This is a genomic window from Pedobacter psychrodurus, from assembly GCF_032678585.1.
Taxonomy (GTDB): Bacteria; Bacteroidota; Bacteroidia; order Sphingobacteriales; family Sphingobacteriaceae; genus Pedobacter; species Pedobacter psychrodurus_A.
Window position 1 is genome coordinate 1 of sequence record NZ_JAVTSN010000016.1, and the last position, 20,015, is coordinate 20,015.

At 38.6% G+C, this 20,015-nt stretch carries 13 protein-coding genes; all 13 read right to left on the reverse strand.

What is annotated here, in order from left to right:
* Positions 1 to 361: 361 nt before the first annotated feature.
* On the reverse strand, positions 362 to 1,240 hold the full coding sequence (locus R2S57_RS12280; protein WP_316845245.1) for a DUF1735 domain-containing protein: 879 nt from the start codon (positions 1,238 to 1,240) through the stop codon (positions 362 to 364).
* 17 nt (positions 1,241 to 1,257) lie between these two features.
* Positions 1,258 to 2,823: a SusD/RagB family nutrient-binding outer membrane lipoprotein gene (locus tag R2S57_RS12285; RefSeq protein WP_316845246.1), complete on the reverse strand. Its 1,566-nt coding sequence runs from the start codon at positions 2,821 to 2,823 to the stop codon at positions 1,258 to 1,260.
* 10 nt (positions 2,824 to 2,833) lie between these two features.
* Positions 2,834 to 5,974 (reverse strand): SusC/RagA family TonB-linked outer membrane protein, encoded by a 3,141-nt coding sequence (locus R2S57_RS12290; RefSeq protein ID WP_316845247.1) that lies wholly within the window; start codon positions 5,972 to 5,974, stop codon positions 2,834 to 2,836.
* A 494-nt stretch (positions 5,975 to 6,468) separates the two neighbouring features.
* Entirely contained in the window at positions 6,469 to 6,960 is a 492-nt protein-coding gene (locus R2S57_RS12295; protein WP_316845248.1) for a lipid-binding protein, read from the reverse strand.
* A 10-nt stretch (positions 6,961 to 6,970) separates the two neighbouring features.
* Complete coding sequence (locus R2S57_RS12300) at positions 6,971 to 7,624, reverse strand: immunoglobulin-like domain-containing protein (RefSeq protein WP_316845249.1); 654 nt, start codon at positions 7,622 to 7,624, stop codon at positions 6,971 to 6,973.
* A 20-nt stretch (positions 7,625 to 7,644) separates the two neighbouring features.
* Positions 7,645 to 9,117: a SusD/RagB family nutrient-binding outer membrane lipoprotein gene (locus R2S57_RS12305; RefSeq protein ID WP_316845250.1), complete on the reverse strand. Its 1,473-nt coding sequence runs from the start codon at positions 9,115 to 9,117 to the stop codon at positions 7,645 to 7,647.
* A gap of 11 nt (positions 9,118 to 9,128) precedes the next feature.
* The gene (locus R2S57_RS12310; RefSeq protein WP_316845251.1) at positions 9,129 to 12,299 is read right to left on the reverse strand and encodes a SusC/RagA family TonB-linked outer membrane protein; all 3,171 of its coding nucleotides are present in this window, start codon (positions 12,297 to 12,299) and stop codon (positions 9,129 to 9,131) included.
* 446 nt (positions 12,300 to 12,745) lie between these two features.
* Positions 12,746 to 13,390 (reverse strand): SusD/RagB family nutrient-binding outer membrane lipoprotein, encoded by a 645-nt coding sequence (locus R2S57_RS12315; RefSeq protein WP_316845252.1) that lies wholly within the window; start codon positions 13,388 to 13,390, stop codon positions 12,746 to 12,748.
* A complete protein-coding gene (locus tag R2S57_RS12320) occupies positions 13,350 to 14,090 on the reverse strand; it encodes a SusD/RagB family nutrient-binding outer membrane lipoprotein (RefSeq protein ID WP_316845253.1) in 741 nt (246 codons plus the stop codon). Before R2S57_RS12320 ends, R2S57_RS12315 begins: the two co-directional genes overlap by 41 nt.
* A gap of 41 nt (positions 14,091 to 14,131) precedes the next feature.
* Positions 14,132 to 14,530 (reverse strand): hypothetical protein, encoded by a 399-nt coding sequence (locus tag R2S57_RS12325; protein ID WP_316845254.1) that lies wholly within the window; start codon positions 14,528 to 14,530, stop codon positions 14,132 to 14,134.
* Positions 14,509 to 16,173, reverse strand: coding sequence for a TonB-dependent receptor domain-containing protein (locus R2S57_RS12330; protein ID WP_316845255.1), 1,665 nt, complete (start codon positions 16,171 to 16,173; stop codon positions 14,509 to 14,511). The genes R2S57_RS12325 and R2S57_RS12330 overlap by 22 nt, the downstream gene beginning before the upstream one ends.
* A complete protein-coding gene (locus tag R2S57_RS12335; protein WP_316845256.1) occupies positions 16,148 to 17,293 on the reverse strand; it encodes a TonB-dependent receptor plug domain-containing protein in 1,146 nt (381 codons plus the stop codon). Before R2S57_RS12335 ends, R2S57_RS12330 begins: the two co-directional genes overlap by 26 nt.
* A gap of 217 nt (positions 17,294 to 17,510) precedes the next feature.
* Positions 17,511 to 20,006, reverse strand: coding sequence for a M14 family metallopeptidase (locus R2S57_RS12340; protein ID WP_316845257.1), 2,496 nt, complete (start codon positions 20,004 to 20,006; stop codon positions 17,511 to 17,513).
* Positions 20,007 to 20,015: the final 9 nt, after the last annotated feature.

Sequence of the window (20,015 nt, forward strand, 5' to 3'; positions counted from 1 at the left end):
AAGTTTTGCCTCTCTTTTTTTATTAAACAGTTATTATGATTTTTACTATCTAGCACCTTTATACATAGCGACTAACGAGTAAACTCTTTTAGATGCAGTCGGATTTCAGTCGAAATTCAAAGTGAATGTTTTCGTTGCCGGGTCATATTTATTAACTGAACCAGGAATGTTAGCAAGTGTTGCATTTCCAATAGATTTCATTGTAACTAAATTTGTTACTGGATCTATCGTTGCCTGAAGATTATCAATACCAGCTACTGTTGCTTCAGCTAATCCTATAAGCAGTTGAGAGTATTGATTCTTAAAAACAAAGGGAGCTATTCTTTCGAAAACTCCCTTTGCTCTTAAAATTCAGTAGAAATTAATCACCTGTTCTAGTCCATTTCTCGACCATTCCTCTTCCTCCCCATGTGTAGTGAAGACCAAAAACTTTGTTTATTGGATCAATGATATCTACACTTTGTATAGAAGTTGCAAAATTAGTCGATCCACTAATAACAACAACACTAGTGATGGAAGTATTGGTACCATTGAACTGAAAAGTGGTTGACCCACTATAAGTATCCGCTACACTTAACGTTTGTAATTTATTGGGGCCAACAGTTGATAACTTAATTCCTGTATCATCGAAAGTTCCAATATTGGCATCGATAGTTCCATAGTTATTACTATAGCTCACACTATAAGTACCTTGCCATATACTTTCAAGTGGCATGCTGAAAATAACTGCTCCAAAGTTTCCACTAACAGTGCCCGACGAGGCAGATGTTATTTTAATTCCCAATGCATTTTCTTTACTTGCATCAAAAGAATTTGGTTTAACCGTTATCTTAAACTTACCTTCTCTCTGACCAGCAGGAATAGTTACACTCGCAGGAAATGTATAAGATGATGATGCTAACTGGCTAAAAGCAGCTCCAGAAACTTTGCTATTATATGTAGCAATTAACGAAGGATCTACTGCCAAGTTTACAACAATGTCACTTGGTGCAACATCAACGCCAGCATAATTAACAATTGCTTCAATTTCAGCAGTAGCAGCATCCGGCTTCAACGTAAAAGGAATAAATACGGGAACAGGTGCAGTAGGAGATGAATTAATTGGAGCAATATTTTTAAATTCTATAATATTCTTGATCGCCCCAGGGGAATCTGGACCAATGATGGTATCATCCTTTAAACAAGAACTTAATCCTGTTATGAAGGTAAGAGCCATCACAATATTGATAATCTTTTTCATAATTCTAATATTTAATTTTATTTAGCCCAAAATATTTTTGAAGTATATTTATTAATACCGCTTGGGATATTACCAGTATTAAATTGAAACTCTGTTAATGGATATAGGATTCTGGTTGGCAATTTATTTGCAGCCGTGGCTTCTGAAACGTTTGAAGCGAAAGTTGCAGTTTTATCCAATGAACCTTCTACGATTGATGGATAACCGGTCCTTCTAAATTCATTCCATGCTTCATGTCCAAATAACTGGTTAAATGCAATGTATTTTTGGGTAATAATTGCTTCAATTTTGCTTTCATTCGTTGTTGCTAAACTGTAGTTTACTACAGCATTAAGTGGATTTGCGGCAATATATGCATCAGCATCAGCAGAAGCATTTTTACCTGCGGTGTTTGCACCAGTATTATCTTTATAAAGATAAGCGAAAGAAGCAACGATTCCATTTCTGAAGTTGGTTGCATCTGCCCCAGGCACTAAACCAGACACATTTGCTTCAGCCTGTAAAAAGTAACTTTCTGCGGCTAACATGATTGGTTGTCCCATATCGGGTCCTTTAAAAATTCCAATTTTGCTATAAGTGGTTGCATTAGTTCCAATAAACCAAGAATTCGGAGACTGACCTCTACCAGCATCAGCACCTTGATAACCCAACTGATTCAGCGTTGTAGCAGCAATGGTTTTATAAACAACTGCCGAACGACGTGTATCAGTAATTTTGGTTCCATTATAAAAAGAAGCAATCCAGTTAGTTACCGCATATTGGCTACCCGAACTAACTACGGCTCCATCAAATCCGTAAGCCCAAGAGTTCCACATTGGGTTTTGCTTTCCGTCTAATTTAGCATAGCCCGGCTGTACAATTGCATCATCAGTAATGAAGCCTACACCTGTATCAAAAGTTTTGTTTGTAAACGCAACTTTAGTTCCACCTCTAGTAACTAATTTAAGCTTTAAAGTTTGGGCAAAAGCAGCCCATTTTTTAGGATCACCTTTGTAAAGTGGGTCCGCAGCAACAAATGCCGGTGTGGCGGCTGTTACTCCTTTAAATACTGTAATCGCCTGATCACATAAATCTGTTATTGATTTATAAATATCAGTTGCTTTATCGTACTTGGGTTGCAAAATAGTTGTTCCCTGATTCGCCTCTGTATAAGGAACATCATTATAAACATCAACCAATAACTGGAAATTATATGCTTTAAGTACCTTTGCGGCAGCATTAAATTCTTTTAATGTTGCATCTCCATTAGATTTATCCAAAACATACTTAACATCTGTTAAAGTATTATAAGTATTCGTCCAAAGTGCCTGCCCGTCTGACGATTGGTAGTTGTATGAAATGATAGAACCCCATCCACTAACCCCACCTCCATTTGCATAGTAACCAGCAACCTGGCCACCAGAAACACTGTTATTATAGGTTACGACATTTGCAGCAGTTGATACCAAAGCAGTAGGCAAAACAGTTTTAACTGAAGCCTCTGTCGCAGTATTCGGATTTGTATTAATATCCAAGTCCTTTTTACACGAATAAACAGAACTTAAAAGTATTACTCCGAATATATATATTGAAATATTTTTCATAATTATATTTTTATAAAGTTAGAGATAAAGTAGCTCCATAAAATCTTGATGGAGGCGTTTGATCCAAACTAGTGAGACCAATTGCATTACCGCTATTTAAATTATCACCCGCACTGTACTCAGGATCTGTATAAACATTAGATTTCGGTAAGAAGATAAATAAATTTCTACCTTGAACGCTGATTCTAGCAGCTTTTAAAACTTTCGATTTAGCTAAAAATTTTGATGGGATATCGTACGCTAATGAAATCTCACGGATTTTCCAGAACGCCGCAGAGGTGATATAGTTTTCCGCAATTCCCGTTCTTGGACCAGCAATTGACCAGTAACCTGCACCACCATCTCTTACTGTAATATTGGTATTTGCAACGTATTGACCATTTGCATCTAAATAAGAAGAATTTGGAATAACAAATCGATCTCTATTGTAGGCCGCTGAATTTATACCAGCACCACTAAAATCAAATGTACTGCCACCATTATTGTAAATCACATTACCTGTGCGGTATTCTGCACTACCATAAAGGCTAAATGCTTTGTATTTTACGCTTAAGTTAAACCCATATGTGTTTTTAGGTTGAGCTTGTCCCAAAACACTAACACCACTTGTAGCAGAAGGGTATCCCGTAAGTGGGTTAACAATAATTCTTCCCTGAGGATCGCGTGCATGGGTTGTACCTTGGATCACCGGGAAAGGTTGACCTTCTATTGCATATGAACCTGCACCACCAGTGTATGATCCAAGTGTTAGTTGCTTTAAATCACCACTAATGAAATCAACGAAATTACTGTAGTGTGAAAAGTTCGCATTGAAGGTTACGTCCCAATCTTCAGTTCTAACAGGCACTAAGGTTATATTCGCTTCGACACCTTTTGAGCTTGTTTGTCCGGTATTTACGAGATAAGAACTATAACCGGTAGCTCCTGAAACCCCTGTTGCTACAGTTTGATTTTTCGTTTTTGAATTGAAATAATTTACTACAAAAGCAATTCTATTTTTGAATAAGCCAGTTTCAACACCAAACTCATATCCTTGAGTAATCTCTGGCTTTAAGCTTTCCGACACTAATCTATCGCCAACAGTTAAGCCACCAACACCATTAAACGGATAACCTGATCCTTGTGTGAAAGTAGGCTGTAAGCTATAGGCACCAAAAGTTGCTGAGTTACCTAAGTTAACCTGACCAACTTTTGACCAACTACCTCTTAATTTAATGAAATCGATTTCTTTAATATCTTTCAAGAATTGAATTGCATCCGTTGGAACAAAAGACAAACTTACACTTGGATAAAAGAATGAACGATTTTCAGGGGCTAGAATTGAAACCCAGTCATTGCGTCCAGTTGCTTCTAAGAATAAATAATCTTTATAACCTACTTTTAATCTTCCAGTGGCACCATAAGATCTGGCTAATGCATCTGCACCAGATGCAGTTGGTGTGTTAACACTATTACCTAGATTAAACAAACCAGGCGTTAATAGTCCGGAAATACTTGCTGTTGTAGTTTTATACTGATCCTGGCGTGCCTGAAATAATCCAGTTAAATCAAAACTAAAATCATTTACCTTTTTCTGAGCATGAGCGATGAAGTCGGTAATAATATTGGTGTTATAAAATAAATTATCAGAGTTACCACCTAGAATATCCTGTTTTTTGTATTCACTCGATCCAACAATGCTTTTAGTATACTCGCTAAAAGTAAAGATATCTGAATATGTTTTTGAACTCTGGTTACGCGTTGTTAAACCAATACGGCCAGTAAAATCTAACCAATCTAAAGGCTTATACTTTAATTCAGCATTACCAATAAAATAATCATTTCTTATTGTTTGTCTGTAGTTATCAGCCATAAAATAAGGGTTATTATAATAAGCATTGAAGTATCCATTTGGATTTGCAAAAGGATTGTTCCGCCAATCACTATAATCTGTTAATGGAGCATTGCCCGGAGCATTCAAAAGATAATTATAGATATTTGAAGTTTGAGTGGTTTGATCCGTACGGTTTTGAGCATAATATGCTGAATAGGTGAAATCTAAAACCTTTGATAAAACACGCGTACCGCCCAATCTTACTGTAGCTCTGTTATATTTATCCCCTGGGGTTGTACCATCAGTTCTTAAATATTGAGCAGAGGCATATAAACTTCCGTTTTCTCCACCTGAAGAAGCAGAAAAATTTGTCATATTCGTCAAACCATTATCCCAAAATTTATTTTTGCTGTCAGTCCATTCATAAGGAACTTGTTGAATAGCGCCATTTTGCAATGGACGTCCGATTGGTCTAATAACACCATCGTAAGCAGGGCCATACTGCTGATTCTCAATTGGATTATAAACCTGAATATCATTATCAGATCCCGATCCGAATTGTTTTTGTAAGCCGGGATAGAAAGCAACTTGTTCAATAGTTGTTGTATTATCAATCTTAATATCAAGGCCAGGGGTCTTTCTGCCCTTTTTCATTGTTAAGATTATTGCACCATTTGATGCTGCCGAGCCATACAATGCCGCTGAACTCGCGCCATTTAAAATAGTAACATCTTCAACATCATCAGGGTTAATGTTTCCAAGAATGGCATTAGGAACAATGGTATTATCAATAACGATTAAGGCTTCATTGTTACCCGTTAATGAGCGCATTCCTCTCAAAGTCACACGATAATTTGGGTTAACACCGCTGCTTACACCCTGGATATTTAATCCAGCAACTTTACCTGCAAGCCCTGAAGCAATGTTTGTTGGTTTTGCTTGTGTTAGGGCTTCATTCTTTAAGGTAGTTTGTGCACTACCGAGCTCTTTTTTACGAACTGTTAAGCCGGCCGCAGTAACTACTACCTCGCTTAGTGCTTTCGAATCAGATTCTAAAACAACATTTAAGGAGCCTGCTGAACCAATTGTTCTGCTTTGCGAAGCATAACCGATAAAGGAGAATTCAAGAACAGATGAACCCGAAGGAACTTTAATGGAATACTTTCCATTAGCATCTGATACGGCACCTGTTTGTGTGCCTTTTACTCTTACACTTACACCAGGGATCGGCAATTTATCGTCCGAGGATGTAACTGTACCAGTGATTGTTCTTTCTTGTGCCATCGCCGAAATTGCGACAAACATAAGTATGAACAAACTTTGTAGAAGTTTTTTCATAATTTGAAAATAGGTTAGTTAATGATTTTTTGAATTGCTAAATATAGTAGAGATCAAGTGTATTTTAACAAATTTTAACAGAACCAAAATTTATAATGACTTTATTTTGACAATCTTACTGTCTGAGTAAAAAGGCATTTAAAGGAAAATTACCCACAAACTGTAGAATATTTTACCCACCTATAACTGTATTTTACCCCAAAACACGCAATAAATGCACAAAAGCAATAAAAATGATAGCAAAAAAACTATGCCAAAAAACATTTTTAAAGATGCTTATGCAGATGCTCCCTATTTAGGGCACAACCAGTATTTCGTTCATTGCAACTTACAAAATCTCTGGCTATAAGGATTAAGCTTTCTAAATTAGAAAACATATAGTGCTTTTTTAATTAGAATTAATATTTGAAGTTTTTCTAATAATGATCTAAAAACAACAAAGCCTTCCAAAAAAAATTTTGGAAGGCTTTGTTATCTAACAGTTGTAACGAGGCTTAATGATCGTCGCCAACAAACTTGGTTCGGTGGTAACCTTTAAGATGGTAAACCGTTCCTGGGGTTGTATCATCTGAAAACACAATATCCAATGCTATCGCATCAGTTGTTGCTTTGGATGATGGGCCAACCGCGCCATTAGGCGTGACCTTTCCATTGGTTACCGTAAAAGTTAAGCCTCCAGGGTAAGTTCCTGCATTGGCAATATTCTGCCCGGAAAAAGTTTTGCTATCGAGGTTTATATTTACTTTGCCAAAAATTGTTTCCGTTGTTGATGGAGACCAAAGATTAGTCAAATTTAGCCACATCTGGCTAGATGAATTATCAGCTGTATTATAGGTAGAGATCCCATAATAATCACCTTCACCGTCAATCTGTACCCACCACTCGCCAGACAGGTCTTGCACCGCTGTACCGCCAACTGGTTCATCCTTTTTACAAGCAGATATGCTTAGTACAAAAAGGGTTAGTATATAAAAATATTTTTTCATCGTTCTATGATTATTGTTTAACAAAAGTTCTAACTGCATCACCATAACCAGGGTTTTCAACTGCCCATGAATAATTGCCCGAAACTAAATTTTTACTTTCCGTATTTGATCCCCAAGGACCGCTATCGGTATTTTGCTGTGGAATATCGATTACACTGCCCGTAGGGTTTACGGCAATTACATTAACCGATGTACCAGTTGCTGCACCACCAGGATTATTCACCAGGTAGGCACCGGGAGCCAGTTTGGTCCATTTTGTAATTGTTCCGGTAGCCGCCCTAAAGTAATTACCCGAAAAATCATTTGCTAAGGCATCAGCTTTAGTATCATAAACCACTACAGATCTTGTTGTTGTTGCCGAAAAACCATCGGTATTTGTAGCCGAATAGGTAATTAAATATACCCCCGCTGTAGCCGTATTTGGTAAACCTGTAACCTTCACCTCAATGGTGCTCGTACCTGCCGCTGCTGTTGCACCCGCATCAGTATAAGTTGCACCTTTTGCTACTGCCACATATTTATCACCTTTCATGGTCAGTATTGGATATATAGTTACTTTAGAGATACCTACATAACCTTCCGGATAATCAAAGGACTCTTTTTTGCAAGAGCTATAAGTCATGCTTATAACTCCCAATATAATTATTGTTAAATATCTTTTCATCTCTTTATCAATTATAAATACTATTTACCCCACCAAACTTTAGTTGTAATTGGCACCTCCGCAGGCGTGTTGCTGTTTCTATCTCTTGATGATGCAGGGAATACCAAACGTTTAGGCAACAAACCCGAAGTAACACCATTTTTTGAGTACACCCATTGGCCAGGGATATAGCTGTCATCAGTTGAATAAACACTACTTTTTCTAGGATATCCGGTACGTTCTTGCTCAAAAAAGGCTTCCAGGCTGTGTGAACCTGCAAAAGAGGCCCATTTTTGCACAATAATCCGCTCCAATTTTTCTTCGAAGGTACCAGTTGAATATACCAAATATGGAGCAGGAATTGCTCCTACAGCTAATCCAACCTGTGCAAAAGCTGCTGTAACACCATTTTGGTACATCGCCGCAGCACCTGCTCCTCCATAATAACGCTCTAAAGCTTCGGCCTGCATCAAATAAGACTCTGCTGCAGAAATAAACCAAACCGGATCTTTTGCTGTTTGTGCAAAAACAGTTGCACCTGCATAAGTAGGTTGTTCGATTGCGGTGGCGGTATAATCACCTTGATTCATCGGCACAGGAGTAGCGGTTCCAAAATAATAATTTACTCTCGGATCATTATTCTCCTCTAGCCAACTGGTAAAAGTTTTACTTGCCCTTAAATTTGTAGTGGTATTTAAACGGCGAACATTATATTCATAAAAAGGATTACTGTTATCTGGCGAACCCTCAAATGTAGCAATGCCTGCACTAGTGGTTAAAAAATTTGCCCCATCAGTATATAATTTTGTAATCCCGGCCTGTGCTTCTGCAGGTTTCGCATTAACCATCCTCAAATACATTTTTAACTTAAGGGTGTTGGCAAATTTAGTCCAAAGGTCCATATCACCACCAAAAAGAAAATCTGTTTTTTCCTGGTCACTATTTAATGGAACACTGGTATAATCTTTGGCAAGGGCCGCATTTATTTCGGCAAGTAAACCTACATAAATGGTATAACCGTCATCGAATTTTGGCTGCAGGTTATCAAGACCTTTTAATGCTTCCGTATAAGGAACTTTATCGTATAAATCTACCAATACCTGATAGGTATAAGCTTTCATTACCGTAGCCATTAAATTATAACGCCAATCACTTCTTGCAACCGCTAGGTTAATCGCCAATTGATAATCGGCCAAAGCACCAGCAAACAGCTCATCATAACTTCCATTTAAGTCGTTACGGGTTAATGCGTACGCGTCAATTGTTTTGTACTGGTTGGAAGCATTTGCCTGTGTATAATATTGAGACCAAATACCGCCCAGAATTGTAAGTTCACCACCAACACGCCCTGTTGTTGAAATCACTCCTGAAGGAAACAATACTTCGGGGGTAGTGGTTTCAATTAGGGGATTGTTTGGATTTACGTTAATATCAAGTGTTTTCTTACATCCAAAAGCCAGAAACACCACTGCTGATAACATCAGCGCTTTATATTTTATATGATTATTTTTCATTACGGGGTAGATTAAAATGAAACTTTTAATGATGCGCCAAAGAACCTAACCGGAGGCGCAGTTCTAAACTCACCAAATTCACTTCCTAAATCATTTCCAAAGTTAGAAACCTCTGGATCGATCGTTTTGTTAGTTTTAGCCAGCCAGGTGATCAAATTTCTTCCAAAAACAGATACACTTGCTCTTTGCGCACCCACTTTACCAACAATAGATTTTGGCAGGTTATAACTTAAAGTAGCTTCTCTCAATTTCAGGAAAGACCTATCTAAAATACGGTTAGCATAAGCATCAGCCTTATTTGATGTCGTATAATAAAAATCATCTGTATTGGCTTCCGTTATCGGGGTGGTATTTTCTACAAATGTACCATCGGCTAATTTCTGAACCGAATTGGGAACAATAAAAGGACGGCGATCGTTATAAGTTGTTTTGGCATCAGCACCTACGAAGTTCAATAAATCGGCAGTTCCTGAATAAAATACGCCACCTTTATGCCAGTCTAAGGTAAATGAAAGTGAAAAGTCCTTATATCGGAACTGATTATTTAATCCCATTACGAAATCAGGAAGTGTAGTGCCAAAGCTTACATTTTCTGAAGAATATACCGGATAGCCGTTTGCATCTACAATAACCTGTCCGCTTGGGCTATAAGTGCGTGATGGTGCTTCGATCACGCCTAATGGTTGACCAACACGGGCTACAAACTGAGCATCGTAAGCGGAATTTAATACCACTTTATCTAATCCGGCAGGTAATTCGGTTACTTTACTGTTTTCTTTTGTAAAGGTGTAATTCAAGGTCCAGTCGATATCTGTCGTTTTAATCGGTTTGATATTTACGGCAAGTTCTATACCCTTGTTACGAACCGAACCAAAGTTGACAATGTAAGAAGAATAACCTGTTGCCGGATCAATAGGCAATGGGATAATCTGATCTTTTCTTAATTTATTGTAATAGGTTGCATCAATACCGATACGGTCTTTTAAAAACCTGATTTCCGCACCTAGCTCAACCTCTTTAACGCGCTCTGGCTTAAAGTTATTGCTATTTAACTGATTAGAAATCGAATAACCCGACACACCAAAAATAGGAAAGGTCAAAGTTCCGAAACCTAATGGCGATGATGTTCTGGTTGCAGTATTAAATACACGGTAAGGATCGGTATCACTACCTGTTTCACCATAACTCGCTCTTAACTTTAAAAAGCTGATCGGTGTTTTAGTTAAATCGATCGCCTGAGAAGCAATAAATGCTAAACTGGAAGCAGGGTAGAAGTAATTGTTATTATTCTGAGGAAGTGTTGACGACCAGTCGTTTCTTCCCGTTAGGGTTAAATACAAATATTTATTGTAACCCAGGGTAGCAGAAGCATAGGCACCAAATAAGCGGCGGTGAGATTCTGCATTGGTAGATGTTGGTTTATTAGCCGAGTTATTGATCTGATAAAAACCTGGTATGGCCAAATCTTCAATGCGCGTACTCAATATTCTTGAACCACGATCATTATAGTTCACACCAATTAAACCGTCTAAATCGAAGTGGCTATTTAGTTCCTTATTGAAAAGAGCATTTAATTTTGTATCGTATTCAAACGTTTTTACGGATCCTTCAACTACATCACCTGCATCAGCTGCTCTCGCCGATCCTTCGATATTGCCACCAGCATTGTAGCTGCCTATACTCGGTGCATTTTTATTGTGCCAGATTTTGCTAATGGCATTATCAACATCCGCACCCTGCTGGAACTGAAAGCTTAACCAGTCTGTTGCTTTATAGTTTAAATTAATATTTCCATATAAACGATCACTCTTATACCTACTTCCATTTTCGTATAGGGCATAATAAGGGTTTTCTGCATATGGGGTAAAATAATTATCTACGTTAAAAAACTTGTTTTTATAATCCTGAAGATCTTTAATCGGGATATCGCCAGGGATCTGTAGGATTTCCTCATAAAATGAAGAACCAATTCCTGAATCACCTCCACCTTGATTGATAAATTTTGTGGTTTTACCAACATAGTTTAAAGAGGCATCAGCAGTGAAATTTCCGTATTTGGTTGATCCTTTTAAGGTAAAGTTATTTCTTTTGTAAGAATCGTTATCTGATGGAAGATAACCATCGCTGTAGATATTTCCATAAGAAAAATATGCCGTGCTGTTCTCATTTCCACCACTCAAGGAAATATTATTGTTCAATTCGATACCAGTGCTTAATGCATCTCTCACATTGTTTTTAATGAACGAGTACGGCTTTAACAGTTGAGAGTTATCAACTACTGCGCCCCAGGTTCTCAATTGCCCATCATATCTCGGGCCCCAGTTCCCATTCTCAGAAGGAATATAAGTACCATCCCAACCTTGACCAAACTGATCCTGAGGTTTGTAAATTGAGGCAACATTGGTTAGGGTAGTCGAGGTAGAAAGATCTACTTTCAACTTACCGGCAGCTCCTTTTTTTGTGGTTACGATTAAAACACCGTTCGATCCTCGTGATCCATATAATGCTGTTGCTGCAGATCCCTTTAAAATACTGATGCTTTCAATGTTGTTAGGATCAATGTCGTTTGCATTGTTACCAAAATCATAATTATCGCTCGAGCCAGCAGTTGAGTTATCCAAAGGCACACCATCCACAACATACAACGGTTGGTTACTACCTGTTATTGATGAATAACCCCGTAAAATAACCTTGGTTGATCCGCCCGGAGCACCAGAGGTATTGGAAATGTTTACCCCTGCTACTTTACCCTGCAAACCGCCGAATAAACTTGCCGGTGCAGAAGCATTAACCTCTGCCGATTTTAAGGTACTTTGAGAATAACCCAAAGTTTTTGTAGCCTTGTTAACACCTAATGCCGTTACCACAACTTCGCCCAAGGCCTTAGCATCGGTAGTTAACGCAACATTGATTACACTCGAACTCCCAACTGGACGGGTTTGAGTTGCAAATCCAATCGAGGAGAACTCTATTGTTTTAGCATCTGAGGAAACTTTAATGGAGAATTTTCCATTCGAATCGGTAGAGGTACCACCAGCGGCCCCTTGAATTTTTACGCTCACTCCGGGGATTGGGAGCTTGTCTTCGGAAGACGTAACTGTACCTGTGATTGTTCGATCCTGTGCCATTGCGCTTATCGCAAAAAACATGAGGATGAACAAACTGTGTAAAAGTTTTTTCATGGTAGAAATAAGTTAGTTAATGTATTTAAAATAATGGGCTAAATTAGAGTTAGTTAGTAGTTCCAGCAAATTTATTTTAACCATTTTTTAACCAATAGCGCCTTAAATACTATCCAATGCGTATTTCTTAACGTAACTTTTTTGCTAACTAATGTTTGTAACTAAAAAGATAGGCATTATACTGTTTTAAGCTATTATTTAAGCACCTGCCTTCAAAAATTATTTTTTTTTGCGAAGGTTAATTTTTCAGTCAAGGGTATATTAAAACAAAAAGCACATTCCAAATCAAATTTGAAAGGTGCTTTTTGAATAGAGGCGGTTTAAAAATCCTACCCCACATGGCATTTTTTATTGCGATGGCGTGGCTTAAAACTTATCCCAGAACAATTTTGTGGTTACAACATCACCGCCAATTGCACCAGAAGCCTGGCCGTAATTACTACCGTTTAATTGCTGTTCATTGCTTGGATAGTTAAGCCTGTTAGGAAACCAGATTTAGCGCCCACTGGCGCAGTAATTTTTGGAAAATCTAATCTTCTTAATTCTGTCCAACAATTAAAGGGTCTATTGTAAAGCGCAATCCATTTTTGGACATCTATTTTCTCTTTCCAAGTACCGGCTGCAGATGTGTATGCAACTAATGGATTTGCGAGATAAGTGGATGCGTCAGTAACAGTACCTCCCCAATATAAAATCGATGCCTTAATCGCATTATTGTAATGCGTTTCTGCATTACCATTAACAGCATATCCTCTTTCAGCTGCTTCTGCTCTATTAAACTCAGTTTCTACATAATCCATCAGTAGGGTTGGAGCATCAGCAGCATAAACTTTTGTACCAGGTTTAGAAACAGCTGACACCGTATTCACTTTCCCAACTATCCCTCCAACATAGGCTCCGTTTGCGTTAGTACTAAAATACTGGGCCAGACGAGGATCAGACAGTTCTAACAATTTGTCTACCAAATCTTTTGCAGCTACATAACCTCCACGTCCACCGGTTACGATATCAACAAAAAGCGGATTTTGGTTTGGTGCACCCGCCAGATATTTAAAAGTCGCTATCCACATCGGCAGAAATTGCACCTGCATCTGATGCTTCGATAGCCGTTTTGGCAACTGCATTGTCTGCATCAGCTAAAATTAAAGCTTGTTGTATCCGCATAGAGTTACCAAACTTTATCCATTTTGAGATATTCCCTTGAAAAATAAGGTCCTCACTTGCAGAAAATCCTGCACTGGCTGTATTAAGTTGGGCAATGTCGGTATTTAACCTTTTCAATAGAACTAAAGAAATCGTCTTTGCGTCATCATATTTCGGAAAAAGATTTTGTTGATCTAGGGCCTGGCTATAAGGCACATTGCCAAATGTATTAACAAGTGTACTATAAGCAAGTACCTGCATGATATCAATAATTGCCAGTTGATTCGATTTTATCCCAGCATTTAATGTCACATTGGCCTTTATAATGGTTGATGATTGGGTTAAATTTTGGAGTACTTCTCTGTACATCGTAGTCCACCACGCTTGAGGAATATTTCTGGTACCGAAGTCGTACTGAGCTTCCTCCTGATAGGTAACCATTGCCCAATGACTGGTCGTAAATCTGAATACATTGGTGTTAACACTAGCACTCGTAACAACATCGCTGTAAGATTTGGTTGCGTAGGAAAACAAAGTCGCAGCTGGAACTTCCGATGGTCTTTTGGTATCAATATTAAGTGATGTAATATTCTTCTTACAAGTTGCAAAAGAGACGAGCATTGCAAAAAATATGATTGATTTTCTCATTTTCTTGTTGATTAGTTAGAATGATAGCTTTGCCTTAATACCTATTGTTCTGGTTGTTGGATATGCTCCACTTTGTATCCCTTGTGCATTCCCAGAAGACAGGTTCTCTTCCGGATCTGAATAAGGAAGGTTTTATGTATAATCCACAAATTCCTGCCAAAAACAGACAGATCAATCCATTTGACAGGACCCCATTTTGAAATCATAGTTTTCGGGAAAGTGTACGTTAATGTAGCTTCTCTTAATTTTACATAACTGGCATCGTATGAAAATGCCGCTTGCGGAAGGGTAGTAGAATTTGCGTCTATCACAACACGTTTAGTATTCACTTTACCGTCTTCAGTTACACCATCTAAAATAACCCCTCCGCTATTTCCACTATTGGTTACCGGATTCCTTACAGGATTACCCAAATCGTTTAAACCAACGGTATTTGGCAAATATCTGTATAGGTAGCATAAAATTGGTCTAACGACCAAACATTGCCCCCAGAGCGGATATCAATTAAGAATCCCAAGGACACGTTTTCATATTTAAAGCTATTATAAATACCGCCGATCCATTTTGGGTTAATATTGCCAATAACATTATTTGTACTTGTAGTTACTTTATAATATCCCTCTTTATCAATAACTTTTTGACCGTTTGCATTGTAGACATAATCTTTGCCCTGAATAGTACCATATGGCTCACCTAAAGTAGCATTAACGCTTATACCCGCCTGAAAACTAGCCAACTGGAGGTTTCTACTGTCATTATACAGCTCCAGGACCTTACTGTTATTTTTTGTCCAATTAATGTTAATGTTCCAGGAAAAGTTTTGTGTTTTAATAGGAGAACCATACAATGAAACCTCAACACCATTATTTCTTATAACACCTGCATTAACATAGGTATTGGTAAAGCCTGTGGCAGCAGAAACTGCAACTGGTATAATCTGATTTTTTGTTTTTGTCAGGTAATATGATGCATCAAAACCAATGCGGTCACCCAAAAATGCCATATCTAAACCAATCTCACTGCTTTCGGTTTGCTCTAGCTTCAATGAAGGATTATTTGTGGTAAAAGGGTAGGCAAATAAAATGCTTGATCCAAATAGATTTTGAGAGGTATAAACATTTTTAGTACTTCCCCAGGGTGCATCATTTCCAACCGTAGCATAGTTGACACGGAGTTTTCCTGATGATATCCAGTTTACCTTATCCTTTAACTGCTTAGAAAACAACCAGCTGCCAGCAATCGAATAATAGTTATATGCGTTTTCACCTTCGGGAAGTGTAGAAGATTTATCTCTTCTAAAAGTACCTTCCAAGGTTAAATATTCATCATAGGTTAGGGTAGCTCCACCGAAAAAGCCATCCACTTCTTTAGGTTCGTAATTTTCTATTGGGGCCGCTACGGCACCAACAGAATTAGAAATGCTATACAACCCTGGCACAATGAGCCCCCCATTCGTAGTGGAAAAAGCGCTATTCAACAAACTCTTTCTGATATTAACGCCAAGCAATGCCTTCAAATTAAGTTGCTCCGTTACATTTTTATCAAAGTTTGCAATAAGATCAAAATTTGTTTCATTGAACGATCTATCCGTACGGGCATAAGAAGCTGCTCCCTGACTCCCTACAGCAACCCTTTCTTCCTGAAATTCATTGTAAGTATCTAAAGAAACACGTCCGAGAATATTTAGCCAGTCAGTAGCTCTATAATTTAAAGATGCGTTCCCGAAAATCCTGCTTCTTGTGTCGTTCTGATAATTCTGGTATCTTATCCAATAATAATTATCAGTATATTTAGGAACCAATCCTTCAGGCGAAGAAGGATCAGCCCAGTTCCATGAAACATTTTGCTTATTTCTAAAATAAGCATCCTTTTGGGCCACTATATCTACATTGGTTTGATACCATTGTCTAAAATTCTGGTTCACATTTAAGCCACTATATCCTGACCCATACCTACCCAAACCCTCAACTTTTGAGTAATTTGCAAGTGCAGATGCGGTTAACCGATCTGTAATTTTGTATGTAGAGCCAAAATTCAATATATTTTTAACGATTTTACTATTGGGTAGTGTTCCCCCGGTCATCACTTCTGGTATAACCCAGCTTGATTGTCCCTTTATCGGAAGCACCATCAAATATGATATTATTATTATTAGAAATTGCTGTTTCATAAAATGTTGAGGGATTGTTTGCCGCAGCCACCCATGGCGTTTTTTTCTTATAATTAGGTGAGTACGGATCAAAGGCGTCCCATTGATACACCAATAGGTTTGGATCAAATTTAGCTCCATAAGACGCATCTTCAGAAGTGGGAACTACCCTTTCCTTAACACCGTTACCCTGAACATCAATCAACAAGAAGCCATCTCCACTTTCATATCCATTTGAATATCCGGCACCATATTCAGTTTGATACTCCGGGAAAGTTGATTTATCAATAGTTCCTATGGTTAAACCACTATTAACGGTAATGCCCATACCCTTATCCTTCCTGCTTTTTGTAGTAATCATAACTACACCATTTGCCCCTCTGGAGCCGTATAAGGCACTTGCCGCAGCTCCCTTAAGAACATTGACGGATTCTATATCGTCAGGATTGATATCTGCTGCCGCATTTCCGTAATCATAACCGCCCCTTCCTCTTCTCTGGTCAATCGAAGTATTATTTGAATTGTCAACCGGAACACCATCAACTACAAATAACGCCTGATTATTCCCTGTTAAAGATTTATTACCTCTGATCACGACATTCGTTGATCCACCAATTGCATTTCCCTGAATGATCTGTAAACCAGATACTTTACCTGATAGAGCAGACGCCGCGTTCGATGATCTTGTTTGTGTAAGTTCTTCGCCTTTCACCTGCTGTGCAGCATAGGATAATGTATTTTTCTTCCTAACTTGCCCCAAAGCGGTTACCACAACTTCATCCAAGGCCTTAGCATCTGAAGATAAGATGGCGTTGATTACATCCGAACTTCCGATCGGTTTGGATTGAGTCGCGTATCCAATGGAGGAAAATACAATAACCTTAGCGTCGGGTGAGACTTTAATGGAGAACTTTCCGTCAGCATTGGTTGAGGTGCCCCCTGTGGCGCCCTGAATTTTTACGCTTACGCCAGGGATTGGCAGTTTGTCTTCTGAAGACGTAACTGTTCCATTGATTGTTCGATCCTGTGCCCATGCCGCTAGTGCAAAAAACATACAGATGAACAAACTCGGTAGAAGTTTTTCATAGTAGATTTAGGTTAATGATGTATTAAAATAATGTAACGAAAATAGAGTTACACGTTAAGCCAAATTTATTTTAATATTTATTAACTTAAAACTATTTAAAAGCACTTTAAATTGATATTTTATGTATTATTACAAATACAATATTGTATATAAAAATATTTTACAGTTTTTGAAATCAAGGGTACTAATAGCTACAGAACACTATATTGCCGAAAAGCGTTTTACCACCCTCCCAAAAATTCCTGAATAAGGGATCGTTCGCTAAATAGACCACCTGCCCCCGGCCGAAGTCCTGCACACCGATCAAAAGACCGGATTTTAGCTCTTCCCTGGCTTTTTTGCCTACCACACCAGCCATTAAACTTTTGTCGTTAATCAAACCCACGTTCCAGCCTTTAGCAAAGGGTTCGTAAATTTTACGGTCTGTTTTTAAACTGTAATAGGTTTTACCTAAACCATAAGAGAAGGGGTGGGTGGCATCGAGGTTGATCTTATAAATCGCCCCTGGTATGGTAGTTTCGAAATCGTCGCGATCCTTATCCTTAAATAGTTGTTTGTTTGCCTCAGGTTTTTCGTCCTTTTTTACAACTGCTTCTTTCTTTTTAATATCGAATCCTTTTTTCTCCAATACACTTTCAATGGCATCTTCCATTAAGACCAGTTTTCCACCCTTGTTTAACCAGGCGGTTAAACCATCACCAATGAAAGGACTATAACTTCCGTCGGGCAGGATTAAAGTATTGATCTTGTTAATGTCTAAATTATTAATGTCCTTCACATTGATGATACTTGGCGAAAGGTTAAGATCATGCTCCAGGTAAAACCAGGCTTCGCCGAATGCTAATGATGAAACTTCCATGCCCGATACAATGGCAATTTTCGGTTGTTTTAACAGGGGGTATACATTAGAGCCGAAATCTTTACCCTTTTCCACAAAACCACTGCTAACCGCCTGAACGGGTTTATCGAGCATTTTGGCAATCAGGGCAACTTTATCTTTCATCCCTTTTATCGAGCGTTCATTTTCAGCCCGCAATACAATCAGGGTGCCGGCAGGGTAATCCTTACCGTTTACAGCAAATGGCTGATCGGCCTGTCGCACCTTTATATTTTCTTTTTGCAGCGCAATTAAAAGGCGGGCATCCTCATTGGTTCCCCAGCCAAATAACCAGGCCAATGGTTTATCAACATCCGTATTCGCCACTTTAGGTTCTTCCAATGCAGAAAACTTGCCTTTAATGCTTTCTTTGCTGGCATAACCTTTTAAGCCATACACATAAGGCAGGGCCCATGCGGTAATATCATAGGTATTAGAATCGGTTACAAAGGTTTGCGGTTCCAAGAGCACATTGGCCAAAACGGCCCTCGATTGCTGCACATTCACAATCAGATCGTTACGGCCAATGTTAAAATTCTCTTCCTTCTGCGTATCATAATCGTAAGCCCTTCCGCTTTTATCTCCTCCAAAAGCAAATTCTATTTTGTTTTTAGTGAGTAATTCTGCTAATTTTTTCAACCGCGATAAGTTAGTCGGTTTAATGATATAACTTTTATAAATGCCCGGAGCAGTAGTTAATTCCTGCTGAAAATACTTTTTATACTCTTCTAATAATTTATTGTGACTTAAAGAGCTTACTTCAAGTGTCGACATCCCTGTGGTAAAATGGTGTGCAATACGGTCTTTTAAAGTTAAAGTATCTCCATCGTTGGTTACCACCGATAATCCGGCCCTGATGCCACCTTGCTCGTAAGTCATTCCGATTGATCCATTGTACAAAGGATAGGTATCGCCATAAGAAGGATAAAGCAGATCAAACCGTTCTTTAGTAAAGTATTGCCAGCCTTCGGCATCAAAATATTTGGCATTGTTTTTCCCAACCACCACCTGAAAACTCTTTTGCCACGGGGTAATGTCCTGATGAACAGGTTCTGCCGCAGGTGCAAAATAGTAAGGCTCGTTATAACCCTGCTCATGAAAATCGACATGTACCTGTGGCATCCATTGGTTGTATAAGGCTAACCTTTGCTGACTTTCAATCTGTGTTTGCCAGGCCCAATCGCGGTTTAAATCAAAGTAATAATGGTTTGGCCTGCCACCTGGCCAGGGTTCGATATGTTCTCTTGATGATGGATCCGAATTAGGTGTTTTACCCACAACACTGTTAAAATAATTGACATAACGGTCTCTTCCATCGGGGTTTAAACAGGGATCAATTACCACAACGGTATGTTTTAACCACCCTGTTGCTGGTTTATTCGTACCGGAAGCCAGCGTATACAGCATTTTCATGGCGGTTTCTGTAGAGTTTGCCTCATTTCCATGCACATTATAACTTAACCAAAGAATAACCGGCTGATTGGTTAAATCGACACTGCTGTTGGTACCTGATGTTAAAGCCAGGTTGTTACTCCTGATCTGCTCGAGCCTCGCTATATTTTCCGCCGAAGAAACAACGGCCACCATAAGCGGTCTGCCTTCGTTTGTTTTACCATATTCAATCAGTTTAATATTTTGAGGAGATGCTGCAGCGGTTTGCCTGAAATAATCGGCAACTTTATGATGGGGCGTAAAGTGAGAACCCAGTTCATAACCCAGAAAATCATCGGGCGATTTTAGCTGTGCTTGTGCGAATAAAACGGAACCAACGGAGATTAGGCAGAACGTTAACAGTCTCTTCATAGGAAAATA

What these genes read in the sequence shown, in the direction of transcription:
- R2S57_RS12330 (WP_316845255.1), bottom strand. Translation starts at nt 16,173, where the DNA reads ATGACCGGGGGAACACTACCCAATAGTAAAATCGTTAAAAATATATTG.
- R2S57_RS12300 (WP_316845249.1), bottom strand. Translation starts at nt 7,624, where the DNA reads ATGAAAAGATATTTAACAATAATTATATTGGGAGTTATAAGCATGACT.
- R2S57_RS12310 (WP_316845251.1), bottom strand. Translation starts at nt 12,299, where the DNA reads ATGAAAAAACTTTTACACAGTTTGTTCATCCTCATGTTTTTTGCGATA.
- R2S57_RS12335 (WP_316845256.1), bottom strand. Translation starts at nt 17,293, where the DNA reads ATGTTTTTTGCACTAGCGGCATGGGCACAGGATCGAACAATCAATGGA.
- R2S57_RS12290 (WP_316845247.1), bottom strand. Translation starts at nt 5,974, where the DNA reads ATGAAAAAACTTCTACAAAGTTTGTTCATACTTATGTTTGTCGCAATT.
- R2S57_RS12315 (WP_316845252.1), bottom strand. Translation starts at nt 13,390, where the DNA reads ATGCAGGTGCAATTTCTGCCGATGTGGATAGCGACTTTTAAATATCTG.
- R2S57_RS12280 (WP_316845245.1), bottom strand. Translation starts at nt 1,240, where the DNA reads ATGAAAAAGATTATCAATATTGTGATGGCTCTTACCTTCATAACAGGA.
- R2S57_RS12305 (WP_316845250.1), bottom strand. Translation starts at nt 9,117, where the DNA reads ATGAAAAATAATCATATAAAATATAAAGCGCTGATGTTATCAGCAGTG.
- R2S57_RS12285 (WP_316845246.1), bottom strand. Translation starts at nt 2,823, where the DNA reads ATGAAAAATATTTCAATATATATATTCGGAGTAATACTTTTAAGTTCT.
- R2S57_RS12295 (WP_316845248.1), bottom strand. Translation starts at nt 6,960, where the DNA reads ATGAAAAAATATTTTTATATACTAACCCTTTTTGTACTAAGCATATCT.
- R2S57_RS12320 (WP_316845253.1), bottom strand. Translation starts at nt 14,090, where the DNA reads ATGAGAAAATCAATCATATTTTTTGCAATGCTCGTCTCTTTTGCAACT.
- R2S57_RS12340 (WP_316845257.1), bottom strand. Translation starts at nt 20,006, where the DNA reads ATGAAGAGACTGTTAACGTTCTGCCTAATCTCCGTTGGTTCCGTTTTA.